Source organism: Rhodococcus sp. WS3 (assembly GCF_003797085.1).
In the GTDB taxonomy this organism is placed as follows: domain Bacteria; phylum Actinomycetota; class Actinomycetes; order Mycobacteriales; family Mycobacteriaceae; genus Rhodococcus_F; species Rhodococcus_F globerula.
Map to the genome: position 1 here is coordinate 725,043 of NZ_RKMA01000001.1, position 20,532 is coordinate 745,574.

Genomic DNA, 20,532 nt, shown 5'->3' on the forward strand with positions numbered 1-20,532 from the left:
GTTGTCGAGGGCATGCATCGACCTAGCTCAGCTCACCGCCGAGGGCCGGCAGTGACATCGTGACTCGTTGTCCAGGTCATGCATCGACCTAGCTCAGATCTCAATGACGACGTAATCCGCCTCTACATGGACACTGAACGTCTCTGCGACATAAGGACCCGGCTCACGGCCGGCAGCGCGGGCCGTGGCGTCCGAAACCCGCTGTTCTTCAGCGTGAGCGACACCTTCGCTGAGCGCGGCACCGTTGGCAACGGCGACGTCGTACGCCTTGACCCGGACCTCCGCCGGCCCCATAAAAGACTGGCCAGTTTTGACGTCGTACTCCCACCCATGCCAGGGGCATGCAACGAACTGAGGTGACGCTTCCTCCACCTCCACCTCACCTGGCACGTCGGACTCCGCCCACGAAAACTGTCGCCCTAGGCATAATGGTCCACCCTGGTGCGGGCAACGGTTACTGATCGCGTAGTACTCGCCGTCGATGTTGAAGACACCGATCGAGCGCGAGCCGACCGTAACGATCTTGCGCTCGTTGACCGGGAGATCCTTGACATGACACACCACGGCCTTCATGCGATCAGATCTCCATAGAACGCTGCGGCCGTGCCGCGCAGAACCGACTCCGCATCCTCGTCGCTCAACGCGGCGAGCAATCGCTCAAATCCGTCGCCGTGGTCATGTGGATAATCTGACGCATACATGAGCAGCTCAGGCCCAACCATCTCCACGAGCTGCGCAATCTGGCGTGGATCCCGCGGCAGCTGCGCTGGCTCGGTCGTGAAACGCATATGGCGCCGGACGTACTCCGACGGGCGTTCCTTCACCCAAGGAACTTCGCGCCAGACACCCTTCCAATCCTTGTCGAACCGCCACAACTGTGGTGGCAGCCACGAGAACCCACACTCCATGAACACCACCTTGAGCTGAGGGAATTTCGAGAAGACTCCCTCTGCCACAAAACTCATCATCTGAACCTGCGCGATGTGCGCATTCGAGGCATAGTCCTCGAGGTAAGTCGCCGTCACACCAGGCATGGACGGTGCTTTACCGCCGCGTCCCCACGCATGCAACGCGATCGGGAATCCGTGCTCTTGCGCCACCGCGTACAGCGGATGGTACAAGCGGTTTCCATAGGGGACATCAGCTCGGACCGGCAGCAGGATCTGCGCAAAGCGACCATCGCCAGCGAGGCGCTCGACCTCCTTCACAGCAGCCGGGATATCCAATGTCGACACGGCGATACTGGCTCGGAGACGCTCGTCACGCACGAGAAACTCGTCGCGCACCCAGTCATTGACGGCTGTCGCCATGGCTGCCGCGTAATAGGGGTTGCGATGCACGCCGTCGAGCGCCAAACAATTGAGTATCGCGCGATGAGGGTTCGCTGCGTTCAGCACGGGGGCGAGCTGGTCATAGCTTCCTGCTGGTGCGCCGCCAGTGGTGGCAGCACCGAGCGGGTAGGCCGGGTGCGACAAGCCGACTGTTGAGTCGTCGATGTAGGACTTCCAGTACGAGTCGAGATACGGCAGCACTTTGTTGAAGCTTGGCGGTGCGACGTGAAGATCGCAGTCCACAGCGGCGGTAATGGTCGTAGTGGTCATCGGCGAGCCACCTTGCTCGGCAGGCTGTACAACTCAATTGCGTTGCCCGCAAGTAGTTTTCTACGCTGATCCTTGCTCAGCCCGCGTGGGAGCGAGCTTGCCGGCGAATCAAAGTCCCAGTGCGGGTAGTCGGTCGCGAACATAAGGCGATCTTCGAGTCCTGCCTGCTCGAGAGCCTGCAGGAAGTGCCGGGGATCGTCGGGTTCCTCCATTGGCTGCGTGTCTAACCAGACATGTTCCCGGATGTACTCCGATGGCAGCCGCTCGAGCTCGGGCATCTCGTCGCGTAGCTGCAGCCAAGCATCATCGAGTCGCCATTTCAGCGCTGCCAACCACAAGGCGCCGCCCTCCACGAGGGCGACCTTTAAGTCAGGGATCGCAGCGAAGGTTCCTTCACAAACAAGGCTAGTCAGCAGGATCTGCATGATCACGCCGTAACCTGCATGCTCTTCCAGGTAGAACGACGGTCGGCCGGTGCCGCCATGATCGTTGTACCCACCAGTATGGAACGCGACTGGAAGGCCACGCTCGGCGGCCGCCCGGTAAACTGGCCAGTATTTCGGAGAGCCAGCCGATTCCTGCGCAGACGCAGGGAGCAGGATTTGAACGAAGCGTTTGTCGGCTGACACGCGCTCGATCTCTTTCACTGCGAGTTCGGGATTTTCGATCGGCACCGCGATGCTACCCCGCAACCGATCGTCGCGATCCAACCATTCAGCGGCCATCCAATCGTTCACGGCCTGGCTGATCGCTGCGTCGAGCGGCGGCCGCTCGTAGCCGGAATCGAGCGTGTCCAGAACGAGCATGATGCCGAAGTCGATCTGGTGCTCGTCAAGTAGCTGCTTGCGCAGGAGATCATAATTGGTGCCAGGAAATCCGTTCTCGGGCCAGGAGTCGGCCCGCACCCCTTTGTTGCGCGGGCGCGGGTATCGGTCCCTGATCGCCGGTGCGCGGAGCCCATAGCGTTCCACGTGCCTCGCCCACCGTTCCGGCAACCAGTTGACGAGGTTAGCCGGTGTCATTCTCGGATGGATGTCAACGTCCACAAGCGTGACATCCTTGGTACGAGCTGTGTCAGCGACGCTCAGCACGTCCACTTCGGTGATCATCGAGCCATCCTCTCTCACCCCTCCCGGGGCTGCGGTAAATTAAGGCTACTCTTTTAAAAACCCGGTTGCAATAGGCCTGCCACCGAGGAATTCACTGCTTTGAACTGAACTTCGTCGCCACATCCCAGAGACTCTTCCCATTCGGCTGTTGCGGTCTAGCGGACGACGTTGTGGTCAATCCATGAACGAGATGTCGTAAGGCTGGGTGATTTCGGACACTGTGCCATTCAATGCGCTTGCCGCGCAACAGTGGTCACAAAAACCTTGCAGCCACCTCATCGACACCAAGGCGTATTCGCCCCCTCGACATAAACTTGCGATCTCGCCGCTCGCCCCGACGATTGTGCGGCCGACCGGGTTACGCGGTGGTCAGCACTAAGCGTTGTGGGCAGTCCGGTCACGCGGGTATGTCCATCGCCGCTGGCGTCGGCTACCATCGATCGATCCCTGACTCTCACTCAATACCGCTGCAGCAGTATGTATTCAGTCGTTACAGTTGCAAGGTGCTCGTCACTGGTGTCATTCACCAGTTGGGCGACGGTAGCGATCACGACCCTGCATGCAAATATCGTCAGTTCGTCGACGGTGCTGTCAGCTGATCACTCGTTAGTTCCAGCATGTCGTCCACGATCGCGACTGGATCGACCCGCCGTTTTCACGCAAGTTCTCATGCAAGCAGCCTGGTCGTGCCAGTGCGATATCCGTACACTCTTGCAATATCCGTATACTTAATGGCGCAACGGCTCGAAACGAGGTCGACTGCGTCCTCGACGCTGAGCCGTGTCCGTTCCGCAAACGCAAACGCAAGCATCAACCGATCAAACCGATAAGCACATCAACCGATCAAACCGATGAGTAGGAGAGGCGTATGACACTGCACCCTGATTCCTTCGTGGACTCGCACGTTCATTTCTGGGACCGGTCACAGGGCTTCTTCGTCGGTCCGTCAGACAAGCAACGCAAGGCGTTCGGGACGGATGGCAACACTGCGCCTCAGCGCGACTACAGTCCCGCGGACTACCGCGCCGACGCCCGCGCAATCGACATCCCCAAAGCCGTGTGGATAACAGCCACCCTTGCCCCACAGAACGTTACCCACGAAATTGCGTGGGTCAGCAAGCTAGCTGAGGGCGAGCCGATGATTGCCGGGATCGTCGGCAGCGTCGATCCGGGCCTGTCACCGCGCGAGCGCAAGGCGGAGCTGGCGGCCCAGTCTGCCTTCGATCTCTTTCGGGGCGTTCGAGTCTTGACTGGCTTCGACTATGGCACTTCTGCCGCGGACGAATACATACGAATGCTGGCTGATGTGGACGCCCGGTACGACCTCGTTGCACACCATGAGTCCATGGCGGATGCTGCGCGGTTGGCTGAGCGTCACCCGGATGTCCCGTTCGTACTCGAGCACTGTGGCTGGCCGATGCAGCCCCGGGATCCTGACTATGTCGCTGCGTGGCGCGAGGGGATCAGCGCGCTGGCATCCGTCGGGACCGTTCACTGCAAGATCTCGGGCCTGGCGATGACGCTGCGCACTTTCGACCTGGAGGCTCAACGACCGTTCATCGAGCACTGTCTCGAGTCGTTCGGTGAAGACCGTTGCATGGTTGGCAGCAACTTCCCCGTCGATGCGGCGCACGGCCGCTTCGACGAACTGATTGGCCTCTATCGATCGGCCACCGAAGGACTCGGGATAGCGGCGCAGCGGAAGTTGTTCACCGAGAACGCGGAGCGGTTCTACAATATTTGAGTGTGAGTTGTCGTCCCGGCGATCATTCGAGGGTTCATGGGTTTGTTTTGAAGTCGAGACGTGCGCTTGATGTCGCAACGGCGTAGTGGAGCGGGCGAACCGAGAGCAGTGAGAGTGCCGCATCAGCAGCTGGAGGCGAGCTTCGGCAGGGCACCATCTGGTTGGTGAGCAACAGGATCGTGGGGTTTCACATTGTCTGTGACGCCAGCAACCGGACCCAAAGACGAACTGAATAGCCAAACTTGGTCAGGTTCAGCTTGGCGAACTCGTCCAGATCCACGATAAGCGTGCCGCTGATCGGCACTGCGCACAGGTCCCCGTTCGTCTCAAGGCCGCTGGTGCATCGTGATCCGGACGTCCCAGCATGCAGCCTGGCGAAATACCAGAAAGCCCATCAAGCCTCACAGGACATCAGTCAAGGATGATCGGCAGATCAGCCTTGCGACGGACACACGACTGGATCCGATGTGGTCATCGCCCAAACAGCCCCCGCTGCCCCACCGGGATCATCGCAACGTGAAGTGCGCGAAACGCTTCTTGCCCAAGCTGATTCGCAAAGCTCTCCACACCGATGGTTGAGAGGGACGTCAAAAAATGAGCACCGGCCCCGTAAGACCCGGTGCTAAAAGTACTGGTAATCGATAAACCTCGCGAGTTATCCCGCAACACGGACCTCGGCGTCAGTCGCCGACAGTAAACCGAAATATGAATGTGCCCGATCCAATTCGATTCTTGGACGCCGTCGAACCCCGTACGGGTGATGCTTCACGAGTCCCACGATGCCCGCAACGGTGATCGCCGAACGCATAGGCGGGACCGCTCCATCCATACCCTGAGCACCAGGCTCGCCGAGCTCCGTCCGGCCTATCTGCGGCCGGATCGAAGTCAGTTGCGTTCAACTTGTTCACATAGCTGCCCGAACTCAACACCCGGTCAGTTAGGCATGGTCGCCATCTTCCGAACGCTGCAACTTCCGATGTGAACCAGTCACCCGTCAGCCGCATTCCGTCACCAGCGGACCGGATAACGAACTCGTCGAATCCCTTCTATCGCAATGCCAAAACAGGCGCGACTAGCCGTCACTCCCCCGACCCCGACACCTATCCAGTCGTCGTTGAGTAACGCTCACTCGAACGCCGGTTGCCTACGCGGTGACAGCTCACCGCCTCGACGTAGGCAACCGGACCGCACTCGACGACCCTTTCTCATTGGGTCGACTTATCCTCGGTTCCTAATGTCCCGCGCCTCGCGGGACAGCCGCTTTCACGACTTCTGGGCCAGCGTCGCGCCCGCGGTTGCGATCCCGATCTCGGGCGAATATGCCAATCGCAGGGCGTCCCAAATCGTCCACAGCGTCTTGTTGATGTCGTCGATGACGGCGCCGTGTGCGGGGGCAACGAGCCGTGTGGGGTGATCGGCGAGCATGCGCTCGAACTCACCGAGGAACGTGTCCATACTCACGAATCGCGTCCAATACAACGCTGCTTTCGTGATCCACACGATCTGATCGGGCCCCGGCTCACCCGGTAGCTCGCTAGACAGCAGCGTGCATTGACCGGGGGCGTGAGTGGGGCGGTCGTCACCCTCAGCTGGCGGCTGGTGCGAGTACGCGAAACCGTCCGCGACGAACAAGACTTGCTGCGAGGACTCGTATCCCCACTGCGAGCTCGGCAGGTCTTTGATCACAGCGTCAACGAACTTGAAACGGTGCCCGCCGAGGTCAAGTTCGGACCCGACCGAGTGCTGTTCGAGGCGATCTGCGTACTCGGGCCAGAAGAACGGGTAGTCGCGCACGTCACCGACGAGCCGAGCCTCGGGATACTTCTCCAGCAGCCGCGGGGCGTTACTGCAGTGGATCACCTCGGGGTGGGACGGCGCGATGTAGTCGAGCTGACGGCCCTGGAGGATCTTGTCAAGGCAATCTGAGATGTCCGGCCACTGAGGTCCAAAACCAGTATCCCACAACAGTGTGCGCTCAGATCCGATGATGAGGTACAGCGCGGTGTGTACGTGCGTGGCAACGCCGCTCACGGGCGTCACAAGGCATTGGGGCAGCCACCAAATCCCATCGGCGATCTCGCGCGCATCGTTCGGAAAGGTGCCGATCTCATTGTCCACAGGAATCTCCTTTGTTTGTCGCCGGCGTCATCAGTTGTAGCCGCCACTGACTGGCCCTTCATCGAGCACGCTCAGCAGCATCGCCACGTGCCGGTCGATGATCTCCCGGCCCTTCAGGACACAGCCCCGATTTGGGGCGATCACGTCAACGGGATGGGTGGCGAAGAACTCGCGCACGTGCCTGACGATCGCCTGTTTGTCGGCGACGGCCAGCCACCAGAAGGCGGCGAAAAGGTGCTCGCGCACTTGCGCCTCAGTCGTCTTGTCCGCACTGGGATCATCAAGGATGACCCCGTTCTCGACGTCGCCCGCTAGCACGTGGGTGAATGAATCCGAAGTGAACGCCGTCCGGGTTTTGGCGTCGTAGCCCCAGAACGTCGCCAGGATGCGCAGTGGCGTGTTGAAAATCTCGACCGGCGGGTTCCCGAGTGAACGGGCGATGCCAATGCCTTGTGCACGGGAGTCATTGGAGGTGGCAGCGTCGAACTGGTCGAACGGGTTGCGCGCACCTCCGGTGAAGATGTCCTGAACGTCGTAGACGGCCGCCACCGCGCCAAGGTTGCCGACGCAGTCCAGCTGCGCGCGGGTCAGGAAGACACGAACCGGGGCTTCGGGCACAAGCAGCTCACCCAAGCCGGCCATGACTTGCTCACGAATCGCGGCGATGCCCGAGTCGACGAGCACATCTTGCTCGCCGCGCAGGAGGTAGACATTGGTCGACTGCTCGCCAGTCACCCCAGGGGGCGTCCAGCTCGTCCGACCGTCGACGGGAAGTTTTCCCGGGACGACATACAATCGATCAGGTACAACCTCGACGGCATGGCTCATTAGGCGGCTATCCGTACGTGACATTCCGACTCCTTCCGTGTGTGCTGGTGGTCGGAAGCACTCGACTACCGACCACCAAGCGCAATCGTGTTACTCGCCGCTTCCGGCTTCTGGTTCCACACCGTCCACCTAGGTCACGACCTTTCAGCCCCTGACATTGCAGAGACGGTCGATGTTTCCGGTCGCTCCGATCGGATGATCTCCGCGGCGCGCTCGCCGACCATGATGGCCGTCGAGTTGGTGTTGGCCCGCATGACGGTCGGCACGACCGACAGGTCGACGACACGCAGGCCCTCGACGCCGAGCACCCGGCAGTGGTCGTCGACCACTGCCATCGGGTCACTCGGCGACCCCATCGAGCACGTGCCGCAGGTGTGGTAGTAAGTGCCGATGTTCGCCTCCAACCAGCGGTCCAGCGCCGCATCGGACGCGAGATCTGCGTCGAGCGGGCTGACGCGGCGGGCGATGATCGAATCGAACTCAGACTGCGATGCAAGCTCGACGCACAACCGCACGCCTTCGCGCAGACGTGCCCGGTCGCGTTCCTCGCGCAGGTAGTTGAACTCCACCACGGGCGCGTCGTCGGGGTCGGCCGACGCGAGTCGTAGCTCGCCCCGGCTCTCGGGAAGGCCGAGGTCGACACTAAAGGTCATCGGCCACTGCGCGCCACCCGGCTCCTCGACCGGAGGCATCACCGGAATGATGATGTGCAAGTCGTTGCGCGTCGGTGAGCCGTCGGCGGTACAAATGAGCGTTACGGAGGAACTGACACAGTCCGACGGGTACTCCGCGCCGGGTCGTGGTTCGAACTCGACAGCTGCCGAGGGGTGATCGGTGAAGGACTTCCCGATACCGGGCAGCTCGGCGACGACGTCGATGCCGAGCGCGCGCAGCTCGTCCGCCGGACCGACACCCGAGAGCATCAGCAGTTGCGGCGAGCTGATCGCGCCCGCGCTCAGGATGATTTCGTCACCCTCGATACGGATCGTCTGACCGTTGTGACGGGCCTCGACCCCGATGGCCCTGGTCCCCTCGAACAGGATCCGCGTCACCGTGCAGTCGCCCTGAACCGTGAAGTTCGGACGCTCGCGCGCCGGCAGTACGTAGCCGATGGCGGCACTCGCGCGGAGCCCGTCGCCGAAGTTACGCGGGGTCGGACCGACGCCAAACCCAACGGGGTCATTCATGTCGGCCTTCTCAGGGAACCCCATCTTCACCGCAGCTTGGTACAACGCCTCGTGGTGGGGCATCCACTGATCTCGGGGATAGCGACGGACCCCAATCGGACCTTCGGTACCGTGCCAGCTGTCAGTGAAGTCCTGGTCAGTTTCCAACCGCCGGAATGCAGGCAGGACAGCATCCCAGCTCCACAGGGGGCTGCCCCAGCTGTCGTAGTCCTCAGGCAGTCCCCGTAGGAACGCCGATCCGTTCACGGCACCGGAACCGCCGATCACCTTGCCCCGCAGAAAGGTCAACGACGGATCGCCGCCAGGTAGTGGCGCACCCTGGTAGGAGCTGACGAACCGCGGGTCAACGACGGTGTGTCCTTCTGGGTGCTTGAGCTCCTCGGGCATCGATTCGAGGTCAGGATAATCCGACCCCGCCTCCAGCAATAGCACCGAGCGCGACGAGTCTTCCGACAGTCGCGCAGCAAGCGCGCATCCGGAACTGCCGCCCCCGACTACGATCGTGTCGTAGCTACCTTTCAGGCTCTGCGGAATAATCGGGTCACTATCGCGTCGCTTGTCTGTCATCGCGGTTCCTTCTCGTGTCATGATCATCGGACTTGCCGGCCGCCGTTAATCGTGAAGCCGATCGAAAGCACCCAGCCGCGGCCAACGGTCGTGGGCGTGAGGTCAGCAATTTCCTCGTGTAAAAGGGTGCCGATCTCGAGCTCGGCAGGGCCGCTGAAGACATCGGCGAGCTCGAAGTCGACAATCTCGCTCCGTACAAGCTCGCTGATCGCGGGCCTGTCACCTGGACCGCCGTAAGCAGGCCAGAGGCGCGAGTGAATAAGCGGCAGCGAGACCGCAGGTGGTCGCACATCGGGGAGCTCCGCGCGGTCGAGCGTCACCCTTGCACGTGCAACCGTTGCTCCGAGCGAGGACGCGTGGCCCGCGAACCGTTCTCCCTGGGCACGGCGAGGTCCGCCACGCCCCACCTGGACGGCGGTGGTGAGATCAATCTTGCCCAGACGCTTGGGAAAGCCCTGAATCAGTCCGCGAACCAGCGATAAATCACTATCGACCCATATGAATGGGCAACGCCCGATGGGGCGTCCATTGCGTGCACCGTGCAAGACGATGTACGCCTCGTTGTACTGGCCTCGCGTGGGGTCCTCAGCCAGTCCAGGGTCGGCGTCTGCCGCCGACGACCATCGCGCGAAGACGATCGATGCGGCGCCATCGGGAGACGCCACCAAACCGTCGGGGAAGTACATGGCCGCCCGTTCAGGGTCAACAGTGAAGTCAACGGCGAGCGCTTCCCCGGAAAAATGCCACGGCGGAGGGGGAACAAGTGCGGAACGTCCGGTCGGCGACAGCGGGAGCGTCCAGCCTTTCAATTGATCACTCATGAGTGATCCCGGGACTCATAGAATTGGCCAGCCCACTCTCGCAACGCGAGTTGTGGCGCAGCTTCGCTGGTGGTGAGCGGCGGGGTTGCGACATAACGCATCGTTTCCCAAATTTCCAGGTGGCGATCCATCTGCAGCCATTCCATGTCGATCCATTTGCGCGCGAAACCGGTCGGACGATCACTTGTGTCTGCTCGCTCGGCAAAAACGGTCCCACGGATGTCAATGCGGTCATTGTCGATCGGTGTCTGGGTTTGTACGAACGTCGACGTGACGCCTCCCCGAAACCAGTTGACGCCGAGCCCAATTCCCCAATATGCCTGGGTCAGGGTGGAGTCGACGGGACCGTCGGGGGTCAGCCGTGATCGACGATTTCCGAAGGTGAACCGGTGTACTGTCTCGAACCTCACGTCGTCGCTGCTGAAACCCTCGATGCGCCAGTCCGGGCTTGCACGGTGCAGAACGGGATTGTGGGCCTCATCAGCAGAAGTTTCGACGATGACCTGCGGATGGACACTGACGGCCGACCAGATCCGTGTCGTGTCTGCGTCGATGTCGTGGTAGCGCGACTCACTCGCCTCAGGCAGCCTCGGCGGCTCCCAGGTCGGGGGACCGCCGCTGGACGAGTACCAAGCCCAGAGGAATCCGTCGGCCTCCCGCAGTTGCCACGTCGGCAGGCATGCCGGCGAGACACTGTCCTCATAAGGGATGCGGACGTTTCGCCCTGCACCGTCCCAGTGCCATCCATGCATCGGGCAGACGAGGGCGTCATTTTCCACCTGGCCGCCGTGCCCCAAGCTGGTGCCAAGGTGAGGGCAGTAACCGCTCGTCAGATGCGGTGTGCCCTGCTTCGTGCGCCACAGGGCAAGATGCTGCCCGAAATAGTAGAGCGGGCGCACATCGCCAGCTGCCAGCTCGTACGACCACCCGACCTGAAACCAGCCGGTTGGAAATCCAGGATGTGGCCGTCCGTGGGTCATGTCAGCGGCCTGACTGTGTGCAAGCGCAATGCCCGCTCCAGGACGCGATCCTCAGCGCCTTGCGCTAGGGCTGCTCGAGCGAGCTTACCCGAATCTGTTCGCGGCAACGGCTCTCTCCATTCTGTGATCTCTTCAGGAAACTTCCGAGTGGCCAGCCCTGCACCTGCCAGGTGTGTATGCATTCCAGCCAGGGTGAGTTGCGTTCCCGAGGTCGGTCGAACCGCGACTCCGACACGCTCACCGGTCTGCGCATCAGGAACGACGTAGACGCCGTGTTCAAGACAACCGTCCCAACCTACGAGCGCTTTCTCGACTTCTGCCAGAGATACCTTCTCGCCGTAACGGATTGCGATCTCTTTCTGCCGACCGATGATTCGGAGGCGACCACTGTTGATCTCTGCAAGGTCGCCGGTGCGCAGCCAGCCGTCCAGGGTCGCGTCCTGGGTGTCCTGCGAATCGAGGTAACCAAGGCTCAGTGCGGGGCCGCGGGCCAAGAGCTCGCCCGACTCAGCAGCACGCACCTCGGTTCCTGGAGTGACCATACCGTCGGAGATCGCCGAGACGTCGTCGTCATCATCATCAAGCGTCCCCGAGATAAACGGGAACTCAGTCGATCCGTACACCCGCATCACGCGCGCGCCGAGGATCTCCCGTGCTTGAGCGATAAGAGCAGGCGACATTGGAGCGCCACCGGATACCGCAACTCGCAGTGGACTCTTGCGCCCCCACTCACTGAAGACGCGCATCAGTCCTTCGAGATGAACTGGCGCGCCACCGGTGAAGGTCACGCCGAAGGCCTCGATCTTCTGCGCGGCGTCCAACGGATCCCAACGATCGGAGAGCACCACGGTCGACCCTTGATCGAACGGCATATGGAGCCCTTGCATGACCCCTGTGATGTGCGCGATCGGCGACACTACGAAGTGCACGTCGTGTTCATCCAAACCTGCACGGAGCGTTAGGCTTCGGTTAGCAGCCCCGAGGGTGGCGAGCGAATGTACGACGCCTTTCGCCGCGGCAGTGCTACCCGAAGTGAAGATTACAACTGCCGGGGCATGGACATCCACACTGATATTCGGCGCCTGGCCCGTAACTACACCGTCATAGTTGCCGGTGGGGTCGAGCCGTAGGACCGATCGGATCGTCCCGTCGGCCACGAGCGCTTCAGCAGCCTCGGTGAGATCGAAGCCCGGCGGGCAAGCGAGAAGTGAGACGCGACTAGCGGTCGCCATTGATCGAAGGTCGGCGACGCTGATGCGGGTAGACATAGGAGCAACCACGGCTCCGCGCCTCAGTGCGGCATGATAAAGAACGATGCTTTGTAACCAGTTGGGCATAACGATGCCCACAACGTCCCCAGGGCCGATCCCTAGCGAGTGCAGACGATGCTGCATACGCTCGACAGCAGCGGCCAACTCTCCGTATGTCGCTTGACCCCAACGGTCAACGACTGCAAGGCGATCGGGCGCGTGGGCAGCTACTTGCTCAATCCCGTTAAGCAAGTCGTTCGCCGCCCACCAGCCCTCGGCAATATAGCGTGCGGCGAGCTCTGGTTCGACAGAGCGAGTGGGCTGAATTCTCATGCGCTCGCCTCACCATCGCACAGCAGGTCGGGATAACGCCCTTGGACGAGCTGGCGCAGGCCTGTACGCCAGGGCACCTGAGATGGTTCGACGATCTCGTGCAACCGAGTGCGATCAGCGACAACGCTGGTGATGGCGTCTGACGTGTAATTGAAAATTGGCGATCGGCCGACGAGCGCGCCGAGTTCCCCGCACCAATCTTCGATGCTGACCGGCTCACCAGCCCAGTTGATGATCGTCGCGGGAACCGACGCAGCACGCAGAAGCCCCGGGACCATCCGCACGTAGTCGTCTTGGTGGATCAGACTGAATGTGTTCGGGCGATCGGGATGCACCTCAATCGACCGTCCGGCGACAATCGATTCCAAATGCTCGGCGGGCCAACCGATCTGCGGACCGTACCAAGCGCCAAGCCTGGCGATCGTCGACGGCAGATCATAGAGCCGTGCTGCTGTGCGTACGACTGCCTCGCAGGCTATCCGCACGATGCTGTAAGTCTCGTCGCGCGAACGGTGATGGTCACCCAGCGGAGAGCTCTCAGTCCGTAGGACATTAGGCGCGTGATGGTAGACACCGGTCGTCGACCAGTGCATGAATCCCTTGGCGTCACAGCAGTGGCGCATAAGCAGTCCCGTTGCCTCGGCGTTCGCCGTGATGTCGCGGTTGAAGTCGCCGTCTCGACTACGCACATCCACGAAGTTCAAAACGTAGTCAAAGTCAGCAGGTAACTGGGCGAGACCGTCTGCGTCCGGGTCACCTGAGACGCAGTGCACGCCAGCCGCTTCCAGTTCCTCGCGAATCTGCGGCCGCGAGAACCGAGCCAGTCCCCAGACATCGTTGGATTGAGCGAGCGCCAGCGTAATCGGCCGCGAGACAGGGCGGTGCGGTCCGACGATGAGGATCTTCGCCCCAGAGAGATCAAGCGTCACTGTCATCGCTTCCTTCCTGCCACGACGGGGTTCTCGAGAACTCCGATCCCCTCGATTTCGATGCGAACGACGTCGCCAGGTACCAGGAAGCGCGGCGGATCCATCCGGTTACCGGTGCCAGCCGGTGTACCAGTCATGATTACGTCGCCGGGCATCAGCGTCAGATGCTCCGTCAAGTGCTCGATTTGCTGGGTAATGCGGTTGAGCATGTCTGCAGTCGTCCCATCCTGTCGTAACTCGTCATTTACCCAGGTCCTGATGCGCAACGCATATGGGTCCGGGATCTCATCACGCGTAACCAACCAAGGGCCAATCGGACTGTTCCCCGTGTACGATTTGGCCAACATCACCGTCGGAGACTGTGATAGCCAGTCGTGGTTGGTGACATCGTTCGCAACGGTGAAGCCGGCGATGACCGCGTGTGCTTCATCCTCGCCCCGGATGTCATGAGCCTCACGGCCGATCACGACAGCGAGTTCGCCTTCGTAGTCCACGCTCGGTGCAGATGCCGGAACTACAATCGGCTCGCCATGGCCGACGATGCTACTGGGAGAGTTACTGAACCAGACCTGCTTTCCGCGGTGCCGTACATCTTCTGGCTTGCGCATGTAGTTACGGCCGATTCCCAGCACCTGCGGCGGAGCACATATTGGCGCGCATAAGCGCACATCCGACAACAGGATCGAGTTCGCCGCACGATCGAGCACCGTAGACGCCGCATCGAGCGCGGCATCCGCGCCATTCAGCAAACCAAGCATATCGGTGGCTACGTCATCGAGAGGCACGACGCGGTCCTCCTGCAACGCACCGATGCGACGTGCGCCATCGAGCTCGAAGGTCACCAACCGCATTGCTACTTCACCACCAGAGGGTTGAGGGGAGATCCGACCGCATTGACGATCGGCAATGGAGCGGTACTGAAGAGGAATTCGTAGACCCCGTCGGCCGCGCAGTCGTCGGAGAGCGCGTCGAGATCGAACAGCTCGCCGACGAGTAGTCCGAGATCGCGCAGTGCACCGATGTGCCAGCTGAGAATCGGCTGGTCTTCTGGTCCGGGCACCGCCTCGACTGTCTTGTTGTCGGCGGCGATCATGGCGACGTCATGGGCAGCCAGCCAGTCGATAGTGTCTAACGTGAGGCCCGCCTGTCGACGTCGGCGGCGCGTATCCGGCTCCGACAGCCAGGTACCCAGCCATCCCGTGCGCACGAGAACGATGTCGCCCGGCCGGATCTCCACACCGTGCGCGGCGGCAACCTCGTCCAGCATCGCTGCGGTGATCGCGCCATTGAACGGGTCCAGATCAGCGTGCCGAGCAACGTCGAGGAGGACGCCACGGCCGACGATGCCACCCGCCTGGTGATGGATTCCCAACCGCCGCGCACCCTGTCCGGCGGTCATCAGGCCGGACCAGTAGCCGTTGTAGAACGTGTGTTCGTGCGCAAAGTGGCCGTGACCGTCCAGCTGTGTACTCGCCTGCAGGGCCAGCACTACTAGGTCATCGGAGCTTTCGATCCCCAGGTGGTCCGTGTCACCGACCACCTGATCGGCTGTCGCGCGGCGGACCAGATGCAGTGGCTCGCTACGGGTCCCTATGTTGGGTGCGCCGTGCCCGATCGGCAGGCCTAGCGAGAACACCGCGCCTCGACGTACAAGCGCTGCCCCCGCCTGAGCACACTCCGCAGTGAGCAGGTTCGCGGTGCCGCGCTGGTCATCCTCCCCCCAGCGGCCCCAGTTATTGGGCTTGCCGGGAACAGCGCCAACGACCTTTCCATTAGCATCCACTGAATATGACGGGGGCTGCCACGCTGACAGCGCCACATCCGGAACGTTACGCATAAGCACATCCATCGTCGAGAAGTATCTGGGTAAGTATCTGGCGGTGGCTCCGTGGTCGGCCAAACATCGCCTGGTCAAGTTTTGCGCGCTTAAGATGCAGGTGAGCGTCGTGCTCCCACGTAAATCCCATACCTCCGTGCACCTGGACTGCATCGCCACAGATCGCGGCGCAAGCGTCCCCGGCCACAGACTTTGCGACGGCAGCGGCCTCGACCTCCGAGCGACCCTGCTCGAGCGCCACGAAACCGCGATTCACAGCACTGCGACTCGACGAGAGCGCGATCACCATGTCAGCCAGCCGATGCTTGACCGCCTGGAAGGACCCGATCGGCCGATTGAACTGATGGCGCTCCTTGGCGTGTCCGACCGCGAGCTCGAGCGCACGCTCGGCAGTACCGACAGCATCGGCCATCGAGGCCAAGGCCCCGAAAGCCAGACCGGTCCTGCGCAGAGTCTGCGCACTGACACCGTCGGCGAGCAACCCCTCAGGCACGACGGGCACGCGGTCCAAGCGCACCGAGCAGAGCGAACGCGTCGGGTCCCATCCGTCGTGCGATGTGACCGTCGCTCGCTCGCTCAGCGGCACCACCGCGACGAAGGGCGCGTCTGGCGAGGCGACGATCAACACATCAGCGATGTCGGCGTCAAGGACAAACCGAGCCGTTCCGCTGACCAACAAGTCGCTACCAGACGTCGTGACGGTGAGGTCGGTCGTGTCGAAGGCTACGGTGGCGATTAACTCGCCAGCAGCGAGACGCGGGATCAGCGATTCGATGGCATTCTGGTTGTCTGACGCGAGGATCGTCGGGACAGCGCAGCCGACACTGCTCGTGAACGGGGTCATAGCAAGTGCTCGGCCGAGCTCCCCCAAAACCGCTCCCAGCGTCGAGGCACCCAAGCCAACCCCGCCGTGGCGTTCGGGCACCGCGATCCCGGCCCAGCCGAGTGCCACGATTTCCTGCCACAGCTTGAGGTCGTGGCGCGCGCCGGCATCGAGCAGCGCGTGGCGTTGGTCTGGTGAGGACCGATGCTTCAGTAAGTCTCGTGCGACTTCACGGATCTCGTCCAGCTCGCTTGTGCTCACAGTGTCACCCTCGGCTCTCGTGGTAGGCCCAGCATGCGCTCGCCAATTACGTTGCGCTGGATCTCATTCGTGCCGCCCGCGATCGTCCACATCCACGAATTTATGAAGTCCTGCATAGCGTGACCGCTCTCCCAGCCAGCGCCAAGCAGCAGGCCACTCGACATCTGAGCGGGTAGCCCCTCGAGTTCGACGGCGAGCGTCGCGAACCGCTGCAGCGCCTCGCTGTAGATCACCTTGACCACGGACGCCTCGACGCCGACTCCGCCATGCGCGACAAGCTGGTCGACCAGCTGACCACAGAGATGCCGCAACGCTTCCAGCTCCGCGTACGACGCACCGAGCGCGTCACGCGACCAAGAATCGGCCAGCTCCGCGCTGCGATCTGTAGCTAGCTGCTCTACCAGCCGCCGAAAGCCGAAACGCAATCGCTCGGTCAACTCCAGCATCGTCAGCCCACGTTCCGCTGACAGGGTGCTTTGCGCGATTCGCCAACCGTCGTTGACTGCGCCGACGAGGCAATCGTCCGGCACGAAGACGTCGTCGAGGAATAACTCGCAGAACTCGGCTGCGCCAGACGCTTGACGTAGCGCACGCAGCTCGACGCCGGGTGAACTCATGTCCAGCAAGAAGAGCGAGATACCGTGGTGTGCAGGCGCAGTCGGGTCAGTACGAGCAAGCAGCATGCACCAGTCGGCGTACTCGGCCATGCTCGTCCACAGCTTTTGCCCGGTGATCAGGTAACCGCCGTCAACTGCCTTGGCTCGTGTACGAAGGCTGGCCAGATCAGAGCCCGCGTCTGGCTCTGAGAATCCCTGACACCAGACCGTGCCCTCGAGGATCGCAGGCAGGTGCCGGGCTATCTGGGCTTCGGAGCCAGCATGCAGAAGGGTCGCGGGAAGGTGATAGAGCGAGGCGAAATGCAATTGCAGGCGAGGCGCGCCGGCGCGGGCAACCTCCTCGTGCAGGACCACCTGCTCGGCTATCGAGAACCCCCCGCCCCCGTGCTCCTGGGGCCAATGGGGAACGAGGTACCCACCCGAGCGCATCTCCGCAAACCACCAACGCTGAAACTCGATGTATTCGTCCCGAGTCGCGCCCGACTGCTGCTCACGCCAGCCATCGGGAACGTGCTCCGCAAGCCACGCGCGCACCTCGTCACGTAGCTCATCAGACGTCGCCGCTACGACATTGTGCCGTGCGGTGGTCGCCGCTTCCGTCACCTGAAACCCCTCTCCAGCAGTCCCTGAAATCCAAAAGAGTGTCATCTTTACTAATTCAGTAGCATCTTCACCAATTAGACGAAGGGTGGTCAAACAGTCAGTCCTGTGGATATTCCCACCCGAGGGTGTGTATTAGCCTCAGACAGAACTCATTGCGAATCCCGGCAACTACCGTTCGCCAGCGCCGGTAGCAAATTATCGACCCGGTTCTCAATAAAGAGGATACTCTAATCTGCAGTGTCGGGCAACTAGTCACATTGCCTCACCTTGGAATGCCCACGTCACGGCGCGCCCAGGTAACCCGACACAACGTCTGAGGCAGGTCTCACTGATGGGACTGACAATTGGCGAGCGCAAGGCGGTGACCAAGACAATCCCGACCTGCCAGAAGGTTGTGCGAGCAAGGACTCCACGGTGACCGAAATAGGACGCAAGATCCATTGCTGCCCTTGTCTTCTGCCGGACAACGCTGGGATCCGCCGGTAAACGGCTACCGACGGCGCTCCCGAACTCGTGACGGTATCCCTCGCGTTCGTGAATCCGACATCGCCTTGTCGTTCTCGTGAATGTGAGCGACCACCTGTACCTGGGCACGCTGGGACCATGAAGTGCCCGGATTCATCGAAATCGACCTGGTCAGGGATGATGGCGGCAAGGCGGTTGGCGATCACTGCTACACGCCGGCGGTCACTGACATGCCACCGGATAGTCCGAAACCGGTTCGTGCCCAACAATGCTCGCAAATGGGAAATTGCCGCGTTGGACGAAAAAACTCCCATTTCAGCTAGTCTGTGTCGATTACGGGTCGGAGTTCATCAATCATCGCCTGCTGGACCGGTGAGAGGAACGTCAGATCGCATCTACCCGGTCACCTCTGGGGAGCTCCAACGACAGTGCACATGTGGAGCAGAAGAGCTGGGCGGTGGTACGCACCAACATCGGATACCTACGTACGACGCACCGGCGGGGCTGTTTGTGTTCAACCAAATTTGAGTTTGCAGTCGGAGTTGACGCGGGAAATCCATCCCTTGGGTAAGTCTGCAGAGCTGCACGGTGCCTCAGACAGATCAACCTGCTCACGGCAAAGCCGGGGTAATGCGCGTGCCTTCGCCTCTCTGCCCGAAACGTCAATCCAAAATGATCGTCCGGTCAATCCCTCCAGTTAACAAAATCCACGTCAAAGTAACTGCCGGGCCGTGACGACGGGGGGTCAGGTGCTCCGCCCAGCGTCCCAGAATGAAAGAAAGGTCCGGTCACGCAACATGATTGGATGACATGCATCTGACCAAAATACCCACGCCATCCGCACCGACGACCCTCATCGACCACCAGTTCGTCACGATGCGCACAAGAAGTCTCGCTGACCAGCATCACTAGGCAGCAACAAGATCCGCGGCCACTCGATCGATTCTTGTAACGACAGTGGCGTCGCGGTTAGCAATGCAGTCAAACACCCCTGACCAGACAAATCTCCCACCCCAACAATGGGGCAAGTCTCAATCACCAAAAATCGCGTATGAGCTGTTATACAAGGGATTACGATCCATATGCCTAGCCGCCAATGCAGCGCCGATGAAGAATTGGTGCACGGTGCATCCGATGGCATCGGCGCGAACCCATCGATACCACCCTGGTCGTTTTCGGCCTACAAAAGGCCGCCACGCCCGTACACGATCCTCTGGCGCTCGGTAAGGGCTGCGAGCCCCAGAGGATCCATTAGTAGCAGGGTGTCTTGGTCGACCCGAAACTGCCGCAGCCTCGGCGCCCTCTATGCGTGCGCGAACGGCACGGTAAGGGCAATTGTGGCACCGGCGTCGACCTTCAGCTGGAGCCCAGTCACGTACCGCGCATCGTCGGACGCTAGGAAAAGCACAGCCTGACTAATGTCGCGCGGCTCAACATAAGCGACGGGCATCGGATGCATCCCCAGGAACCCGGCCTCTGCGTCCTCGCGCGTGGGCGACTCGAGGTCAGGCCGGAACACCTTGTACATAGGCTCGCTGTGCAACATGTTCGTATCGCAGTTCGATGGATGAACAACGTTGACGCGAATGGACTCCGGCGCGAGCTGGAGTGCGAGGTCATGTCCAAAGCGGGCTACGCCTTGTTTTGCATGCGAATAGCCACGACCTCCAGGACCGCTAGCCGGATTGTCGGTACCGCCCTTGATGAGTCCTGCTACCGACCCGGTAGCGATGATCGAAGCCCCGGCCGTTAGGTGCGGATATGCAGCACTGACTGTGTTGATGACACCGACTAGGTTCACGTCGACGGAGTCAAGGAAGGCCCTACGCGGGACGTCCACCCCAAGCGGGCAGATTCCTGCATTGGCGACCACGATGTCGAGTCGCCCCAATTCATGAACCCCTGCTGCGATCGCTTCACGCAGCTGTGAGGCTTCGCGGACGTCGACGACCGCCGTGACGATCCGTCGACCCTCCTTCTCCACCAGTCGCCGGGTCTCCTCCAGGTCGTCCTCGGTCGCGAGTGCATACCCGTTAGTCTCGATATCCGCGCAGATGTCGAGCGCGATGATGTCAGCGCCGTGCTCGGCCAGCGTCACCGCGTGACTTCGACCCTGACCACGTGCCGCGCCTGTGATTACCGCAACTTTTCCGTCGAGTTTTCCCATTGCCGTTCCTCCAGTTGATTCTAACGATGCGCAAAATTGAACCGTCTGTTATCGAGATACACAGGGGTGAAATAGTTTTGGATACCGATCGATAGCTCGATCGCCCGGGCCTGAAACACTTCGCCACAGTAAAGCGACAACTATTGAACAGTTATCACTGTATGGTCCGGGTCACGGTAAGGCAACAAGTATTGCTTAGAAATACATTGCGCGACAATGACGATCGCGACCCACTGCAGGCGTGAAGACCCACAGCGAAGGGTGTGATCCTCGACGAGTTCTGTGCCACGAC

Annotated in this window: 16 protein-coding genes; 1 reads left to right on the plus strand and 15 read right to left on the minus strand. The window is 61.3% G+C overall.

What is annotated here, in order from left to right:
- Positions 1 to 93 precede the first annotated feature (93 nt).
- Genes EEB13_RS03305 through EEB13_RS03315 form a run of 3 tightly spaced genes read right to left on the minus strand, consistent with a single transcriptional unit; the run spans position 94 to position 2,710 of the window.
- A complete protein-coding gene (locus tag EEB13_RS03305; RefSeq protein WP_141484594.1) occupies positions 94 to 573 on the minus strand; it encodes a Rieske (2Fe-2S) protein in 480 nt (159 codons plus the stop codon).
- A complete protein-coding gene (locus EEB13_RS03310; protein WP_141484595.1) occupies positions 570 to 1,601 on the minus strand; it encodes an amidohydrolase family protein in 1,032 nt (343 codons plus the stop codon). Before EEB13_RS03310 ends, EEB13_RS03305 begins: the two co-directional genes overlap by 4 nt.
- Positions 1,598 to 2,710 (minus strand): amidohydrolase family protein, encoded by a 1,113-nt coding sequence (locus tag EEB13_RS03315; RefSeq protein WP_141484596.1) that lies wholly within the window; start codon positions 2,708 to 2,710, stop codon positions 1,598 to 1,600. The genes EEB13_RS03310 and EEB13_RS03315 overlap by 4 nt, the downstream gene beginning before the upstream one ends.
- An 868-nt stretch (positions 2,711 to 3,578) precedes the next feature.
- Here EEB13_RS03315 and EEB13_RS03320 point away from each other — a divergent pair.
- Positions 3,579 to 4,454, plus strand: coding sequence for an amidohydrolase family protein (locus tag EEB13_RS03320; protein WP_141484597.1), 876 nt, complete (start codon positions 3,579 to 3,581; stop codon positions 4,452 to 4,454).
- 1,263 nt (positions 4,455 to 5,717) lie between these two features.
- Here EEB13_RS03320 and EEB13_RS03325 read toward each other — a convergent pair.
- From EEB13_RS03325 to EEB13_RS03380, 12 genes are all read right to left on the minus strand, one after another.
- Positions 5,718 to 6,572 carry an MBL fold metallo-hydrolase gene (locus tag EEB13_RS03325; RefSeq protein ID WP_141484598.1) on the minus strand — a complete coding sequence of 285 codons (855 nt, stop codon included), beginning with the start codon at positions 6,570 to 6,572 and terminating at the stop codon, positions 5,718 to 5,720.
- A gap of 30 nt (positions 6,573 to 6,602) precedes the next feature.
- Positions 6,603 to 7,307, minus strand: coding sequence for a hypothetical protein (locus tag EEB13_RS03330; protein ID WP_141484599.1), 705 nt, complete (start codon positions 7,305 to 7,307; stop codon positions 6,603 to 6,605).
- Between the two features lie 227 nt (positions 7,308 to 7,534).
- The gene (gene mftG, locus EEB13_RS03335; RefSeq protein ID WP_141484600.1) at positions 7,535 to 9,154 is read right to left on the minus strand and encodes a mycofactocin system GMC family oxidoreductase MftG; all 1,620 of its coding nucleotides are present in this window, start codon (positions 9,152 to 9,154) and stop codon (positions 7,535 to 7,537) included.
- 23 nt (positions 9,155 to 9,177) lie between these two features.
- Positions 9,178 to 9,975 carry an acetoacetate decarboxylase family protein gene (locus EEB13_RS03340; RefSeq protein ID WP_141484601.1) on the minus strand — a complete coding sequence of 266 codons (798 nt, stop codon included), beginning with the start codon at positions 9,973 to 9,975 and terminating at the stop codon, positions 9,178 to 9,180.
- Positions 9,972 to 10,955: a Rieske 2Fe-2S domain-containing protein gene (locus tag EEB13_RS03345; RefSeq protein WP_141484602.1), complete on the minus strand. Its 984-nt coding sequence runs from the start codon at positions 10,953 to 10,955 to the stop codon at positions 9,972 to 9,974. Before EEB13_RS03345 ends, EEB13_RS03340 begins: the two co-directional genes overlap by 4 nt.
- Positions 10,952 to 12,538 (minus strand): class I adenylate-forming enzyme family protein, encoded by a 1,587-nt coding sequence (locus EEB13_RS03350; protein ID WP_141484603.1) that lies wholly within the window; start codon positions 12,536 to 12,538, stop codon positions 10,952 to 10,954. Before EEB13_RS03350 ends, EEB13_RS03345 begins: the two co-directional genes overlap by 4 nt.
- A complete protein-coding gene (locus EEB13_RS03355; protein WP_141484604.1) occupies positions 12,535 to 13,473 on the minus strand; it encodes an NAD-dependent epimerase/dehydratase family protein in 939 nt (312 codons plus the stop codon). The genes EEB13_RS03350 and EEB13_RS03355 overlap by 4 nt, the downstream gene beginning before the upstream one ends.
- The gene (locus EEB13_RS03360; RefSeq protein ID WP_187328483.1) at positions 13,470 to 14,309 is read right to left on the minus strand and encodes a fumarylacetoacetate hydrolase family protein; all 840 of its coding nucleotides are present in this window, start codon (positions 14,307 to 14,309) and stop codon (positions 13,470 to 13,472) included. The genes EEB13_RS03355 and EEB13_RS03360 overlap by 4 nt, the downstream gene beginning before the upstream one ends.
- An 11-nt stretch (positions 14,310 to 14,320) precedes the next feature.
- The gene (locus EEB13_RS03365) at positions 14,321 to 15,250 is read right to left on the minus strand and encodes a cyclase family protein (protein ID WP_187328484.1); all 930 of its coding nucleotides are present in this window, start codon (positions 15,248 to 15,250) and stop codon (positions 14,321 to 14,323) included.
- Positions 15,251 to 15,296: 46 nt separating this feature from the next.
- Positions 15,297 to 16,388 carry an acyl-CoA dehydrogenase family protein gene (locus tag EEB13_RS03370; RefSeq protein ID WP_141484607.1) on the minus strand — a complete coding sequence of 364 codons (1,092 nt, stop codon included), beginning with the start codon at positions 16,386 to 16,388 and terminating at the stop codon, positions 15,297 to 15,299.
- Positions 16,385 to 17,608, minus strand: coding sequence for an acyl-CoA dehydrogenase family protein (locus EEB13_RS03375; RefSeq protein ID WP_261984437.1), 1,224 nt, complete (start codon positions 17,606 to 17,608; stop codon positions 16,385 to 16,387). The genes EEB13_RS03370 and EEB13_RS03375 overlap by 4 nt, the downstream gene beginning before the upstream one ends.
- A 1,768-nt stretch (positions 17,609 to 19,376) precedes the next feature.
- Positions 19,377 to 20,240 carry a mycofactocin-coupled SDR family oxidoreductase gene (locus tag EEB13_RS03380; RefSeq protein ID WP_141484609.1) on the minus strand — a complete coding sequence of 288 codons (864 nt, stop codon included), beginning with the start codon at positions 20,238 to 20,240 and terminating at the stop codon, positions 19,377 to 19,379.
- Positions 20,241 to 20,532 lie beyond the last annotated feature (292 nt).